This is a genomic window from Paenibacillus sp. GCM10028914, from assembly GCF_042666275.1.
Taxonomy (GTDB): Bacteria; Bacillota; Bacilli; order Paenibacillales; family Paenibacillaceae; genus Paenibacillus_AQ.
Window position 1 is genome coordinate 38,742 of record NZ_JBHTFO010000016.1, and the last position, 14,834, is coordinate 53,575.

Consider the following 14,834-nt stretch of genomic DNA (forward strand, 5'->3'; position numbering starts at 1 on the left):
TGTATGATGGAATCGATATGGAACAGAAATGATTACACGTATTACCTTGTCGGTACGCTTGATGACTTCACGGAAAGACTGGGACGAGTCGTTCGATTAGGTAAGGAAGAGATCGCGGTATTCAAGACGACAGAAGGCAAAGTGTTTGCCCTTGAGAATAAAAGCCCTGGTCCTCGGGGTGGGACGATAGCGGAAGGGATTATTTCTGGAGAAGTACTGTTTGATCCGATATGTGACTGGCAGATTGGATTGCCGGATGGTCAGGTGCTGGGTCCCGATACAGGGCAGGTTCGCACATATCCAGTGCATATATTAGGAGACGAGGTACGGATCGGAATCCTGAAGAACGGAGGAGGGATGGTTCATGAATAAGGAATTGCAGGATAAAAAAATTGTCATCGCTGGATCTCAAAAAACCGAGGAAATGGCGGAGATTATTGAACGTAGAGGCGGAACGCCCATCGTCCGGTCGCTTCAGGGTGTGACAGATTCGGACCCAGCAGAGGTTGAAGATGATGTGAAGCGTTTTATAGAGCAGGGCGCTGACTGGTTTATTTTTACGACGGGGATCGGGTTTGAAGCGATGTATCAGGCTGCGGAGCGCCTTCAGGCTGTGCAAGCTTTTGAAGATCGACTAAGAGAGACCAAGATTGCCTGCCGGGGTTACAAGACGAACGCTTTTCTGAAGAGGTCAGGTATTCACCCGGTAGTCTGCGATGATGATGGAACGATTGCCAGTATGATCGATAAACTTCAGGTTTTTGATTTTTCAAATCAAAGGGTATGGATCCAGCTTCATGGTGAACTGTCTACACAGCTATTCCAGTTTATCGAGAGCAAAGGTGGAATGAATGCTGAGGCAGTGCTCCCATACCGGTATCATGCGCCTGAAAGGGAGACACTCGCGGCTATTACCGATGAGTTGATCCGGGAAGAAGTAGATGCAGTATGTTTTACAACAAGAGTGCAGGTGAATTACTTATTCGATTATGCTAGGGAAAAGGGCCGTGAAGATGAGGTGAAATCGGTATTCGAGCGGGGCGTGCTAGCAGCAGCAGTCGGGAAAGTTACAGCTGAAGCGCTTCGGGAAGAGGGAATTGAGCGGATTATTGTCCCGGAAAAAGAACGCATGGGTGCTATGATTGTCGAAATCGCGCACTACTATGAGCGTCAGGGAGGAGTAGTTTCGGCAGATTGATCATAGGTAGACAAGGGGCTGTCCCAATCGTCTGCAAGAGACTTTTGGTGACAGCCCTTTTTTAGGGTGAGGACGCTTTCAGAGTGGTGATGAGTGAATATTGAAAGTTAGTAAGCATGCCCCATCCATACATACAGCGCCATTAATGCAAAAAGGAATATACAAAAATTCACAGTCACGAACAGCGAACGAAGTACCGGAGAGCGGTGAAACTGAAAAGGAGTTTTGTATTCTCCGCTGCCTTCAATGAGGAACATGAGAAGAAGCGTGTGGATGATGGTATGCCCAATGATCTCCTTGATTCCAAATACCATGGTTGTCATAAGAAATACACCTGTCAGCACTAACGCAGTGAATCTGTTCATGATACCAACGATAAACGTCCAGGCTAGTCCCAATTCGATGAATGCACTGATGATAACGAAATTTTCTACGGTAAATCCCATCGTCGGAATGTTGTAATCATATATGAGGGAGTACGCAAGATTGGAGATTGTCAGCTTTTCCATCGCAAGCCAGGCCAGAGATATTCCGGTTGAGACGTATAGGACGGGAGCTGCCGTTGCCCTAAGCCCGGTTGTGCACACACTTAGGTAATAAACGATCCCTGGGTAAAACAGATAATCAATCGTATGGAAGATTCCATATTGGAGAGTGGCATGTGTATACAATAAGAACAGCGAGAAACTGCTGATCATTAAGGTCTTTGAGTGGAGCAGGCCAAGGGTGGCTCCTATAAGCAACAGGTATACTAAATCCGATTCAGGGGTAAATTCGGGTGAAAGGTAAGTGTTTGTGTAGAGCTGTAAGAGCAGTCCCAGTCCGAGGCCGATTCGTAGAATTAACTGCCTGTGGGGTTTAAATAGATTAAGCCATTTATGAATTCGTTTGACCATAGGCATTCGTTCCAAGTAATCATGAAAATACGCTGAGCATAGAAGTACAAGTACTGTGAAGCCAAACCAGAAGAGAAAGCTGGGGGTGATGACTTCAGCCATTGGCTGGGGTATAACTTGGCTGTCCTTCGCAAACCATTTGACGTGTGAGTACATGTTGATTCTTTCTGTGAACATCACATTCATATAAGATGAGTACCTCCTTGGCAAAGGTGATTCCGTTAACAATGAATTGTAGTTACGGGAATCGATAATTGAGCAATACCCAAAACATAGTCAATTTTAAACCTAAATATTACAGATTATACATTTTTATCCCGGCGAGTAAGAATGTATCCCTAGGTTTGAGCTGGATAGTGATGACTAAACATAAAAATGGTAGAATATATAAAATATAGATTTGAAATATACATGATGAAAAATGAGGTATGTCATGTGGAAAGCTCATATATAGAATTAACGGATGAGGAGATTGTACGGAGATCCAAACAACGGTGCGGGGATATGGGTATGGATCCGACAAGATTTCCGACAGGAATGCATCGTTTTTCTCAAGAACAATTAGTGGCTAGACAGAAACTATATTTAGAATGCATAGAGTTGATTCATTTTTTTGTAGAGAAATTCCTTGCTTCTGTTTCGGATACCCCTATCGTTATTGCAATTACAGATTATGAAGGCTATATTCTCGAGGTTATGGGTAACCCTTCTATAGTAAAAACAGTAAAGCAGCTTGGCATTGAAATAGGTGTAAGATTTGATGAAGAAGCTGGAACGAACTCTATGGATTTATGTTTGCGAAGTCAAAGGCCAATTCAATTAATTGGTCCGGATCATTATCATGATTTCCTTCAGCATATGGCTTGCTATTCAGCACCATTTTATTGTGAGGGTGAGTCAAGAATTGCAGGGACGATTTCATTAATGACTGAATTGGAATTTGCCCACCCCCATCTCATGTCGCTGTTACGTACGATTGCCGATTCCGTGGAACGGGAAATGATGCTGCGTATGCAGAATAATCAGCTTCATATGTTGAATCAGTTGCTGTTAGAGACGAACTACTATGGTGTGTTAATTACGGACACATCAGGTAATATTGTGCAACTGAATGAAACTTGCATGAAAATATTAAATCTTCAGCCAGCGAATAAAAAAGTCCATCTAGGCACTTCCGTATTTGGAGTAAATGAGGTCGGTTGTTATTTTCGTCGAGTTATTGATGAGCAGATAGAATGTGGAGGAGAAGAAATAGCGATTAAAGTTAACGGAATGACTCGCTATTATATTCTTGATGTGCTTCCCGTATATAATCATTACGGTGTTTTTGCCCAGGTGGCAGGCAACCTACGTGATATTACTGAAATGAAGAATACGGAAGAGGTACTTAGAAATACGGAAAAGTTAGTATTTGCCGGACAGATAGCAGTGAGCATCGCACACGAAGTTCGCAATCCGTTAACCACAGTGAAAGGAATGCTTCAACTCTCCAATCAGGACACAAATTTGCGTCATTACAAACTGATCATGTCTGAGATTGAGCGGATGAATCTTATTGTTGGGGAGTTCTTGATTTTAGGGAAGCCGCAAGCAAGCCACTTTAACCAGGAACATTGTGAGAAGATATTAAGAGAAGTATTAAGTGTATTCGGAATCCAGGCAGCACTTAATCATATTGTAATCCGAACAGAGTGTGTTCAGAGTCCCGTAATCATATGTGATCGGAACCAGATCAAACAGATATTTCTGAATATATTGAGAAATTCCATGGAATCACTCCCTTTTGGCGGCAATATTGATATTATGCTGGATGAGGAAGATGGTTATCAGGTGATCTCCTTCAAGGATAATGGATCAGGCATGACACAAGACGTGCTTGAGCGGATCGGTGAACCGTTCCATACCACAAAGCCGGAGGGAAATGGGCTTGGCATGATGATTGTTAAGAAGATATTGAATACACACAAGGGGCATATGTCCATCTCTAGTGAAGTGGGTATAGGCACTACAGTGAAATTATATTTACCAGTTGAAATGAGCGCATTCAGCGGTTCGTGAATCAACGGAACACAAACGCCGGCTTAGGTAAGCCGGCGTTTGTGCAATTCCAGGATATATTCCTCCGGTGTCTTCCCAACGGTAGATTTAAAATCTTTAATGAAATGGGACTGATCATAGTAACCCAGATCCGTAGACAGTTTTAGAAAATCTTCATACGTTTTATAGTCCATACGCTCAGCGGCGTGTTGGAGCCGGTACAGTTTAATAACCCATTTAGGGTGAACACCAACATACTGGCTAAACATACGTTGAAGCGTTCTTTTGTTTAGATGAATATAATCGCATATTTGATCTACCGTCGTGATATCTGGATTCTGAATGATGTGATCGATGATTTGATTGATCTGTATTACCTTGTGATCAGTAGCTGGCAGGTACGGAAGAAGCATCTGCTCGATCATCGTTACCATGTGCTCAGGTTCATGTTGTGAAAGTATGGTGTTCTCCATTTCTCCAGGATCAATACCAAAAACATCCTTTGTTCCAAGGGAATGGCCCGTTAGTCCGGACACAGGCTTTTTAATGAACGGGTAGAATCCCCCAGGCTTGAACTTTATACCAAATACAGTTCCTTTGCCCTCTAAATGGTGAGAATGCACACTTTTTGATACACCGTAGATAGCTGTTTTGCCCGGTTCGACCACTAGATTGACACATGGATTAGGAACTACATTTTGGGTATGAGAGGGACTGCCGATCAGATTCCAATGAATAATCCAGTAGTGTTTAACGAAAGGGCGAAATTTTTCAGAAGGTTCATGACGGGTAAGGCTGAATTTGCTGGCGCTATCCTTTAGATTTAGAACGCCCATGCTTGGCTTGGGGGGATGAGGTTTCATAAGAAGATCTCCTAACCTTAAGGTATGGACCAATCGTGTGGGCTTAAGAAGGTAGTGGGATGGTAAGGTCCTGAATTGTCGCGTTTTTACAATACGGTATCTATCTGAATTGTTATACTCATCATATCAATCGAAAAAGAGTCTAGTAAACTCATTCTTTTATTAAAAAGGAGACTGATCTCATGGAACTGAAATATGATTTTTATATTCATGGGAATAAAGAGCAAGTGTGGAATGCACTGATTTTACCTGAAGGCACAAAAAGCGCATTTTTCGGTTCAGAATTGAAGTCATCCTTTGTGGTTGGGGAACCTTATGAATATGTAGGTCCGGGTGCAGAGGGCGAGGAAACCGTTCATGTATACGGTACAGTTCTGGCTTGTGAGCCGCAGCAGAAGCTGAGCCTGATCGAACATCCTGGTCCTGCATATTATCCAAATCACGCTGAGTTGGAATCTAGAATTACGTTCACGTTAGAAACCGTGGGAAATTGCACGAAGTTGACGCTGGTCAATGATCATTTTACGGAGGGTCATCCGTCATTTGAAAAAGCAGCTGATTCTTGGTGGATGATTCTCAGCAGTATTAAGACGTATGTGGAAACAGGTAAAACACTGGATTTTGGATGGTAGTTAGAACAGGTTCGAATGATAAAACCACTCCTGATTAAGAATAGGAGTGGTTTTTGGCTTGCATCATTAATCGTCTATCCCTCTGGAACTTCGGGGGGAGCGTCCGGTAACTTTTTTGAACATTTTTGAAAATAGAAACGGATCAATATATCCAACGGATCTAGAAATATCGCTGACGGACAGATCCTTATTCTGCAGCAGTTCAGCCGCTCGATTCATTCGGTATTCTATTAAAAAAGCCTGGAGGGACAAGCCGAGCTGAGCCTTAAACAGACCTGATAAATAAGTCCGATCGAGACCAACGGAGCGTGCGATATCCATAACGCTGATCTTTTGGCTGTAATTGTTCTCGATAAACTCAATCGCTTGGCGAACGTAGGCTTCCTTGGAGACAGATGGCTTTGGCTGTGTTAACTCTTCGGGTGAATATTGAATGAGTTCGGCCATTAAGCGATACAAGATGCTGAGGCTAAGCACGTCCTCGTTGCGCTCTTTGCGAATGTTCATCAATTCGTCGTGAAAGGTTTCCAATGCTGAGACCGATTCCGAGGGATTTTGGTCACGATTGCCCGTATCCAATTGGAAGATAGGATGATCCGATGATAAATGTGATCGCTGCAGAAAAGATTTGACATGCAATCCACGAAATCCGAACCAGGAATAAGTCCAAGGATCGTGCTCATCAGCACAATAATACACTAGCGTTCTCGGAGGAATGAGAAATCCTTGTCCAGCTTGCAGATGGTAGGTTTGGTTCTGTATGGAGAAGACTCCGCTGCCACTATGAATGTAGTGAATGATGTAGGAGTCGCGAATACCGGGCCCCCATGAGTGGCTAGGAGCACATTCTTGTTTACCAAAAAACAATAGACTTAGATCCATTTGTCCCTGAGATGATGAACTGATGAGGTCCACTTGAACATCTTGCACTGTGAAACACACCTTCCTTGTTTACTCTGAATTACAATTCGTTGATAGCGTTACTGATTCCTTTTGTTGATTCCATAATTTATACTTATCATAGTCGATAATAAGGGGAAGAGGAATTTTTGGTCCACTGCACTGACTGAAGCAGGCTATCCAAGTAGCATTTACACAAGGAATTTGGAGAGGGGTAGAAGGTCTAAGATGAGTCAACTTTTTAGCATTACAATCGATGAGGGAACGAAAACCGTGGAGATGACGATACGCGGTACGTTCACCGCTCAGAATTATGAGGAATTTATAAAAGATTATGTGGAAAGAACTTCATTCATTGACGCAACACAATACTTACTCGTAGTGGATTGCAGAGCAATGGATCTGCTTACACCCGGAGAGGTTGAAAAGTTACAAGGTTCTTTTAGACGATATAAAGAAACCGGTTTCGCTAAAGTGATCTTCATCGTGACGGAGCTACAGTCATTTATTAAGATGCAGCTAGAACGTGTAGCCCGGAGCACAGCGCTTATGAACACTGAAATTATTGTGCGGTAAATACGGTAGCCGCTTCGCATTGAATTGCTTTATATCCTTTGCCGATGAGCTCGTGAACATTATGAGGCGTTACTGAGTCATATTTTTTTATTAAAACTTGCATTTTAATACTCGTTGTAAGTATAATGGTTACATCGAAAGGGTGTAATAAATCATGAAAATTAGCAGCAGGTTTACGATTGCTGTGCATACGTTATCGCTTATTTCCATGTCCAAGGATGCCCATTGCACCTCCGAATGGATTGCAGGTAGTGTCAACACCAATCCAGTAATTATACGCAACGTACTAGGGAAACTAAAGAGAGCAGGACTAGTTAAAGTGCGTGCTGGAGCGGGTGGGGCTTATCTTATTAAAGAGCTTGAGGAGATCAGCTTATTGGACATATACCGCGCGGTTGAGGTTGTGGAAGAAGGAGAGTTGTTTCATTTCCATGATGCTCCGAACCCGGAGTGTCCTGTTGGAGCTAATATTGAGACGGTACTAAATATCATATTACTTCGTGCACAGGATGCTATGGAGAAAGTGCTCAAGGAAGTGCGCCTAAGTGATTTGGTAAGTGGACTCGCGGCCGAAGCACAGAAAAAAACCAACTAAATTTTTTTGATCAAGTTGTAACGATGTAAGTTACAACATTACACCTAAAGTTATACCAAATAATATTATGGAGGAATTAAAAATGAAAATAGCTATCATTGGTGCAAGTGGTAAAGCAGGTTCACAGATTTTGAAGGAAGCTTTGGAAAGAGGTCACGAAGTGACAGCGATCGTTCGGGATGCAGCTAAAGTTACAGATAACGAAGTTTCTGTTCTAGAACAGGATGTTTTCGGACTTACTTCTGAAAATTTGAAGGGGTATGACATTGTTGTCAATGCTTTTGGCGCAGCCCCTGGCAATGAGTCTCAACATGTGGAAGCAGGTAAAGTTCTGATTGAAGCGCTCAAGGGTGCACCCGGCACTCGATTAATCGTTGTGGGAGGAGCGGGCAGCTTGTTCGTGGACGAGGCAAAAACGATCCGTGTGATGGATACGCCAGATTTTCCGAAAGAATATTTGCCGACTGCTGTGAATCAAGGTCAAAATTTGATTGATCTACAGCAATCCGAGGGTATCCAATGGACATTTATTAGCCCGTCCGCATTTTTTGATCCTACAGGCCGGAGAACAGGAGCTTACGTACAAGGGAAAGACCATTTGCTCGTAAATTCTAAAGATCAGAGCTATATCAGTTATGCGGATTTTGCTATTGCAGTTCTCGATGAAATCGAGCAGCCGAAGCATGTGAATGAACGCTTTACGGTTGTATCCGAATCATAATTGCACGATTTTGAAGCTGTACCCTATTGTTCGGGTGCAGCTTTTATTTTTGTCGGAGAAGGAAGTGGGGTGATTGTATACAGGTTGATATATGAAGCTTGCCAAAATTATATCAAGAGGTATATTTAAGAATATGTTATCGTCTGTTCGTGGCGATGGCCCAATAGGGAATTAGCGGGAGTGAGCTTTTAATGACAGATATAAGTCGGCAGCGTGCTGAGCAGATTCGCATTGGAATTATTGGACCACAAACGATAGTAGACAAGATTATGCGGATCATTGAGACATTTCCTTCATTTGCACCTGTGCCGCTCGTTTTTAAGAAGGATGATGAAGCCTCTTTACTTGCGGAACAGATCAGCAGGGATGTGGAAGTGCTAATTCTTTCTGATCCGCTGTCTTATCGTAAAGTGAAAGAGCAGAGCACAATTGAAATACCGGTACACCATGTTCCGGTTACGGACGCTGGTTTATATAAAGCTCTTTTCTATGCCCAGCAGCGTGGGAAATTGAGCGGCGGTATTTCCGTGGATACATTGACCGAAGCTATGGTGAGAAGAACGCTGAAAGATATGGATAGTATGAACGTAAAGAGCATGGTTTATGATGGACCAGCCTATGCATCCACTGATAAACTCGTTGCTTTTCATGAGGCGAATTACACCTCTGGCATGTGCTCCATCGCATTTACCGGTATAGAAACAATAGCTCAAGAGCTAAGCTCCAGAGATGTACCGAACCTTTGGCTGCTCCCCTCTGATCAGGACATCGTAGTATCTTTGGAAAGAGCGCTGCTGTCAACGGCTTCACGTCGTAGTAAGGAGGGGCAGATTGTCGTCGGTATGATCAATGTGGATGACTTTGGGACACAGGCACTTAAATTTAATAATGAGCATGAAGTTCAAAAGCTGAAATTGGATATTCACCGCATGGTGCTGGATTATGTAGAGTCTTTGGACGGATATCTTACTCATATGGGCGGTGATGAATACCTGTTCTTTACGACGCGTGGAATCTTCGAACGAGAAACGGGTGGATATAAGACCATTCCACTGGCTAAAGACGTTAATAAGACGCACGACATATCGCTGAGTATTGGCATGGGTTTTGGAATGACCGCAAGTGCTGCCGGCACGAATGCACGCATCGCCATGAGGAAGGCGAAAGAGGCAGGTGGAAATGCATGCTTTATCGTTCGTGAGGACGGAACGCTCATCGGCCCACTCGAAATGGCGGATCCTGTGCAGGATGTGCTGTCATTTACGGATGCGGCTCTAATCAAACATGCGGAGAATGCCGGGATGACAAGTGTCTATCTAAGTAAGCTGCTTTATCAGCGTGCCCGGTTCGGCAAATATGAATACAAAGTGCACGAGCTTGCGAATTTGCTGGAAATTACGGTCAGAAGCGCACATCGTTTACTGTTACTTTGGACTGACAATGCTCTAGTGGAGATCGCGGGTCTAGAGAAGGTGCCGCGTGGAAGGCCGAGACAAATATTTCGATTTACGTTTTTGCAAAAGGATTTGTAATAGACTTCAATAGCGTTTGTTCATCCATCTGATGTTGTATTTAAAGACGAATTAAAGATTTGTCTTTATATATGTGGACTCGTTAAGATGAAGAGGAAACATAATCAAAAAGGAGATGGATGGACATGAAAACGGTTGCGGAATTAGAAGCGAAGCTTGCTGAGCCATCAGAACAATTGATTGCTGATCTAAGTACAATAGAGGGAGATATTCTGATTCTTGGTGTTGGAGGAAAGATGGGCCCGAGTCTGGCTAGACTTGCTGCCAATGCTGTTAAAGAAGGTGGACTAAACAAACGAATTATCGGTGTATCCCGGTTCTCGAATGCTGAAGCTAGACGCGAACTGGATGAGGCCGGAATCGAGACCATTTCATGCGACTTGCTGAATGATGAGGATCTTCAGAAGCTTCCGGATGCGGCAAACGTCATTTATATGGCGGGGAACAAGTTTGGTACAACGGGCCGTGAATATTTCACATGGGCAATGAATGCTTATCTGCCGGGGCGTGTGGCCGAGAAATACAAAAATTCGAATATCGTTGTCTTTTCATCTGGAAACGTGTATCCGTTTTCATCCGTGGGTAGCGGTGGTGTAAATGAAGCAGTAGCACCAGAGCCGATGGGCGAGTATGCCCAGTCATGTCTTGGTAGAGAACGTGTATTTGAGTATTTTTCACATCAAAATAAAACTCCTTTGACGATCTATCGCTTGAACTATGCGATTGACATGCGTTACGGTGTGTTGCTCGAATTGGCTAAGTCTATAAACGAAGGCCGTTCCATTGATCTTGCCATGGGCCACGCGAACATAATCTGGCAAGGAGATGCTAACGAGATGGCACTACGCTGCCTGAAACAATGTAGTACCACACCAGAGATTATAAATATTACAGGGCCGGAAACGATGTCTATTCGGTGGGCAGCTGAGGAATTGGCTAAACGTATGGGGAAGGAAGTGCACTTTACGGGGGCGGAGTCCGAGACGGCACTACTGAGTAATGCCTCGAAATCGCATCAGTTGTTCGGATATCCGAAGGTATCATTGCTGCAAATGATCGACTGGACGGCTGAATGGGTGAAAAGCGGCGGAGATACTTGGAACAAGCCAACACATTTTCAAGAAAGAAAGGGGAAATTCTAAGTGAGTGGAACGAATCGATTGTCTCCAGTGAAAGCAAAGGCACTTGCCGAGGGTCTTGTTATTCCTGCCCATCCACTTGCTCTAGATTCAAACCGTAAATTGAATGAACAGAGGCAGCGGGCCTTGTCACGGTATTATGCCGCATCTGGTGCAGGCGGGATCGCTGTTGGTGTACACTCCACTCAATTTGAAATTCGTAACAAAGGCATTGACCTTTACGAACCGGTACTGCGACTTGCAGCAGAAGAAGTAGAACGTGCAAAGCTGGATCGGCCTTTTATTATGGTAGCTGGTGTTTGCGGACCGATTGAGCAGGCTGTGAATGAAGCACAGATCGCCAGAAGTTTGGGTTATGATGCTGCGCTGCTCAGTATGGGCGGACTGACTCAATTGAGTGAACAGGATATCCTGAAGAGAACGGAAAATATTGCGGAAATCATGCCGGTTATCGGGTTTTACCTGCAGCCTTCTGTAGGAGGAAAAATATTTAGTTTTGATTTCTGGCGCCAATTTGCTGAGATTCCGAATATTGTTGCCATAAAAATGGCACCATTTAACCGTTATCAAACCCTTGATGTGGTTCGCGCAGTGTGTTATTCAAGTAGACGGGATGAAATTTCTCTATATACGGGTAATGATGATAATATTATTAATGATTTGCTTACTACGTATCGTTTTAACGTAGATGGCGAACAGGTAGAGAAGGAAATTGTAGGAGGTCTGCTCGGTCATTGGGCAGTGTGGACACATAAAGCGGTAGAACTGCTTAAAGAAATAAAGCAGGTGCGTGGTGGAGACATATCTCCAGAATGGCTGACCAAAAATGTTGAAGTTACAGATAGTAATGCAGCTTTCTTCGATCCAGCGCATCAATTTCATGGCTGCATTCCAGGCATACATGAGGTTCTTAGAAGACAGGGACTACTAGAAGGTACATGGTGTCTGAATCCTAATGAGACATTGTCGCCGGGACAGTCTGAAGAAATTGACCGTGTATATAGAGATTATCCTCATCTAAATGATGATGAATTTGTTAAAAAGCACTTAAAAGATTGGCTTGCAGAAGTAGAGCCAATGTAACAACAAGATGAACGGGGGAAACATGTGCGTTTTAAAGATGTATTTTCTATTATTGGACCAAGTATGGTTGGACCATCCAGCTCCCATACAGCGGGCGCTGTAAGAATAGGCAGGGCAGCGCGGCGCATATTTGGAGCGTTTCCCGAACAAGCTGAAATCGTGTTTTATGGTTCTTTTGCTGACACTTATCGAGGGCATGGAACCGATCTGGCAGTTGTGGGCGGTTTAATGGATTTCCCTACAGATGATATGCGAATCCGAAATTCAATTGATCTGGCGGAAGCGGCAGGGATAACGTTGACATTCAAAACAGCTCAGAATGTTGCCTTCCACCCGAATACGGTCATGCTTAAATTGAAAGATGAGAATGGGCGGGAAGACGTTGTAGTAGGTGCCTCCATCGGAGGTGGGAATGTTGAAATTCTGGGCGTTAACGGCTTTAATGTGAAATTTACGATGAATTATCCGGTTTTGATTGTATTTCATCAAGATACGCGAGGCATGGTCGCTCAAATTACTCGAATTTTGGATGGCGGCGGAGTCAATATCGGATATATGGACGTGGATCGGAAGGGCCGTGGTGGGGAAGCCATTACCGTTGTGGAGACCGATGAACCGGTGCCGGATTCTCTCATGGAGCACATTCTAAGCTTAGAGAGCGTTCATCGTGTCGTGTTTGCGGATATAACGTCGGAGGAGGTAACAGAATGAAGTTCTCTACACTACAGCAGTTAACCGAATGTTGCCATGAGGATGGGGTCACGATCGGTCAGCTCATGCTTCGCGAACAGGCTAAGGAGTCCGGAAAAAGCGAAGAAGAAACCTTTAAGCAGATGGCTAACTATTACAACATCATGAAGGAAGCTGTCCATCGTGGTATTCACGAACCTGTTCCGTCACGAAGCGGTTTAACGGGCGGTGATGCCGTACGTGTAAGCGAGTATATGCTGGGGGGAGTATCTTCTCTTGGAACGGATGCCTGTACTGCGCTTGCCTATGCGCTATCTGTTTCTGAAGTGAATGCCTCCATGGGGCGAATTATTGCAACACCTACGGCTGGCTCATGCGGGATTATACCGGGGGTATTTGTCAGTTCTCAGGAAAAATTCGGTTGGGACGATGAGCATCTTGTAATGGGATTGTTCGCCGCAGGTGCAATAGGCTATGTTATTGCGAACAATTCATTTATATCTGGAGCGGAGGGCGGATGTCAGGCTGAAGTGGGCTCAGCTATCGGAATGGCTGCCGGTGCACTTACAGAGCTCAGAGGTGGAACACCTGAACAGGCAGTACATGCTGTTGGGCTCGCTCTTAAAAATTCACTAGGACTCATATGCGATCCGGTTGGCGGACTTGTAGAAGTACCGTGCATTGTGAGAAACGGATTTGGCGCGGTGTCGGCTTTAGCTGCCGCAGATATGGCACTTGCTGGTGTGCGAAGTGTTATACCTTCGGATGAAGTAGTGGGTGTTATGCTTGAGGTCGGAACAGCGATGCCAGAGAAGCATAGGGAAACCGCCAAAGGCGGACTGGCACAGACGCCTACAGGGAAGAAGATTCTAAAGGACTTGTACGGGAAAGGAAGCAAGAATGTAAAGGATGAAAGCCCATGACCTCGCTGCGAATCGGGTTGATTGGGCTGGATACTTCGCATGCTAATGCCTTTACTAAACTGCTCCATGATTTAGAGGGTACATACCATGTTCCCGGAGCCCGTGTCATTGCCGCATATCCGGGCGGTTCGCCGGATTTCCCACTCAGTATCTCAAGAGTAAACGGATTTACTAAAGATCTTCAGCAGAAATACGGTGTTCGTATTGTAGATACACCAGAGGAGGTTGCGGAGCAATGTGATGCGCTCATGTTACTATCTGCTGATGGAAGGGTTCATCTGGAGTTGTTCCGAAGAATAGCTCCATATGGAAAACCTGTCTTTATAGATAAACCGCTGGCCCTTCGGACTGCTGAAGCAATAGAAATCGGAAGCATTGCCGCAGCGAACGGCATTTTGGTCATGAGTGCCTCCTCCCTTCGTTATGCGACCAGTTTAAAGCTAGAACTGGATCAGGCAGAGAAGGGAAGCATTATTGGAGCGGATGTACATGGTCCGATGGAGATTGAGCCTACACAGTCGCGTTATTTTTGGTATGGCATTCATGCAGCGGAAATGCTCTTTGCCATCATGGGGCAAGGATGCAGGGAAGTAGCAGCGACATCTACAGAAGAACATGATTTGATTACTGGAACATGGAGCGATGGGCGAATTGGGACGGTACGTGGAAATCGAGATGGGAATTATAAATTTGGTGCTTTGATTCATCGTAAGACTGAAAGTGATTATGTGGATGCTGCAAGTTCGGGTAAACCGTTTTATGCAGATCTATTGGAACAGGTTATTCCGATGTTTGCAACCGGGCAGACGGTTCTTCCATTTGAACAATCCGTTGAAGTCATACGTTTTCTAGAGGCTGCAGAAGAAAGTAAAGCGACAGGTATTGCGGTAGAGCTGTAAACTCTAAATTGAGTTGGTGATTTTAGCATATTCACCTTCCATGTGAAGGGAGATTTATGAAAAGATGCAAGAGGAAAACGGACTGTTTTGAGGAGTGTATTCACATGGTGATCACTCCTATTTTTTTTGTATTTCCACCTCTTTAGCATT

The 14,834-nt window shown here is 44.3% G+C and carries 16 protein-coding genes; 13 read left to right on the plus strand and 3 right to left on the minus strand.

Annotated elements, in window-relative coordinates:
* The first annotated feature begins 3 nt into the window (after positions 1 to 3).
* Positions 4 to 372 carry a nitrite reductase (NAD(P)H) small subunit gene (locus tag ACFQV5_RS15770; protein WP_379248314.1) on the plus strand — a complete coding sequence of 123 codons (369 nt, stop codon included), beginning with the start codon at positions 4 to 6 and terminating at the stop codon, positions 370 to 372.
* Positions 365 to 1,198, plus strand: a complete 834-nt coding sequence (locus ACFQV5_RS15775; protein ID WP_379248315.1) for a uroporphyrinogen-III synthase — start codon at positions 365 to 367, stop codon at positions 1,196 to 1,198. The genes ACFQV5_RS15770 and ACFQV5_RS15775 overlap by 8 nt, the downstream gene beginning before the upstream one ends.
* A 107-nt stretch (positions 1,199 to 1,305) precedes the next feature.
* Here the strand turns inward: ACFQV5_RS15775 and ACFQV5_RS15780 are convergent, their stop codons facing one another.
* Positions 1,306 to 2,280, minus strand: coding sequence for a hypothetical protein (locus ACFQV5_RS15780; RefSeq protein ID WP_379248316.1), 975 nt, complete (start codon positions 2,278 to 2,280; stop codon positions 1,306 to 1,308).
* 249 nt (positions 2,281 to 2,529) lie between these two features.
* On the opposite strand from ACFQV5_RS15780, the gene ACFQV5_RS15785 reads away from it, so the two are divergent.
* On the plus strand, positions 2,530 to 4,152 hold the full coding sequence (locus tag ACFQV5_RS15785; protein WP_379248317.1) for an ATP-binding protein: 1,623 nt from the start codon (positions 2,530 to 2,532) through the stop codon (positions 4,150 to 4,152).
* Between the two features lie 23 nt (positions 4,153 to 4,175).
* Here ACFQV5_RS15785 and ACFQV5_RS15790 read toward each other — a convergent pair whose 3' ends face one another.
* On the minus strand, positions 4,176 to 4,994 hold the full coding sequence (locus ACFQV5_RS15790) for a DUF6597 domain-containing transcriptional factor (RefSeq protein WP_379248318.1): 819 nt from the start codon (positions 4,992 to 4,994) through the stop codon (positions 4,176 to 4,178).
* Positions 4,995 to 5,176: 182 nt separating this feature from the next.
* On the opposite strand from ACFQV5_RS15790, the gene ACFQV5_RS15795 reads away from it, so the two are divergent.
* Positions 5,177 to 5,626, plus strand: coding sequence for an SRPBCC family protein (locus ACFQV5_RS15795; RefSeq protein ID WP_379248319.1), 450 nt, complete (start codon positions 5,177 to 5,179; stop codon positions 5,624 to 5,626).
* 66 nt (positions 5,627 to 5,692) lie between these two features.
* Here the strand turns inward: ACFQV5_RS15795 and ACFQV5_RS15800 are convergent, their stop codons facing one another.
* Positions 5,693 to 6,556, minus strand: a complete 864-nt coding sequence (locus tag ACFQV5_RS15800; protein ID WP_379248320.1) for an AraC family transcriptional regulator — start codon at positions 6,554 to 6,556, stop codon at positions 5,693 to 5,695.
* Between the two features lie 198 nt (positions 6,557 to 6,754).
* Here ACFQV5_RS15800 and ACFQV5_RS15805 point away from each other — a divergent pair, with 198 nt between their 5' ends.
* The 9 genes from ACFQV5_RS15805 to ACFQV5_RS15845 all read left to right on the plus strand — a co-directional run bounded on the left by ACFQV5_RS15805 (position 6,755) and on the right by ACFQV5_RS15845 (position 14,684).
* Positions 6,755 to 7,102 (plus strand): hypothetical protein, encoded by a 348-nt coding sequence (locus tag ACFQV5_RS15805; protein ID WP_379248321.1) that lies wholly within the window; start codon positions 6,755 to 6,757, stop codon positions 7,100 to 7,102.
* Positions 7,103 to 7,256: 154 nt separating this feature from the next.
* Positions 7,257 to 7,697, plus strand: coding sequence for an Rrf2 family transcriptional regulator (locus tag ACFQV5_RS15810; RefSeq protein ID WP_379248322.1), 441 nt, complete (start codon positions 7,257 to 7,259; stop codon positions 7,695 to 7,697).
* 82 nt (positions 7,698 to 7,779) lie between these two features.
* On the plus strand, positions 7,780 to 8,418 hold the full coding sequence (locus tag ACFQV5_RS15815; protein ID WP_379248323.1) for an NAD(P)-dependent oxidoreductase: 639 nt from the start codon (positions 7,780 to 7,782) through the stop codon (positions 8,416 to 8,418).
* Between the two features lie 191 nt (positions 8,419 to 8,609).
* A complete protein-coding gene (locus ACFQV5_RS15820) occupies positions 8,610 to 9,950 on the plus strand; it encodes a hypothetical protein (RefSeq protein WP_379248324.1) in 1,341 nt (446 codons plus the stop codon).
* Between the two features lie 125 nt (positions 9,951 to 10,075).
* Entirely contained in the window at positions 10,076 to 11,092 is a 1,017-nt protein-coding gene (locus tag ACFQV5_RS15825; RefSeq protein WP_379248325.1) for an NAD-dependent epimerase/dehydratase family protein, read from the plus strand.
* Complete coding sequence (locus tag ACFQV5_RS15830; protein ID WP_379248326.1) at positions 11,093 to 12,172, plus strand: dihydrodipicolinate synthase family protein; 1,080 nt, start codon at positions 11,093 to 11,095, stop codon at positions 12,170 to 12,172. It abuts the gene before it with no gap.
* A 24-nt stretch (positions 12,173 to 12,196) separates the two neighbouring features.
* Positions 12,197 to 12,883 (plus strand): L-serine ammonia-lyase, iron-sulfur-dependent subunit beta, encoded by a 687-nt coding sequence (gene sdaAB / locus ACFQV5_RS15835; protein ID WP_379248327.1) that lies wholly within the window; start codon positions 12,197 to 12,199, stop codon positions 12,881 to 12,883.
* On the plus strand, positions 12,880 to 13,785 hold the full coding sequence (sdaAA, locus tag ACFQV5_RS15840; protein ID WP_379248328.1) for an L-serine ammonia-lyase, iron-sulfur-dependent, subunit alpha: 906 nt from the start codon (positions 12,880 to 12,882) through the stop codon (positions 13,783 to 13,785). The genes sdaAB and sdaAA overlap by 4 nt, the downstream gene beginning before the upstream one ends.
* Complete coding sequence (locus tag ACFQV5_RS15845; protein WP_379248329.1) at positions 13,782 to 14,684, plus strand: Gfo/Idh/MocA family protein; 903 nt, start codon at positions 13,782 to 13,784, stop codon at positions 14,682 to 14,684. The genes sdaAA and ACFQV5_RS15845 overlap by 4 nt, the downstream gene beginning before the upstream one ends.
* Positions 14,685 to 14,834 lie beyond the last annotated feature (150 nt).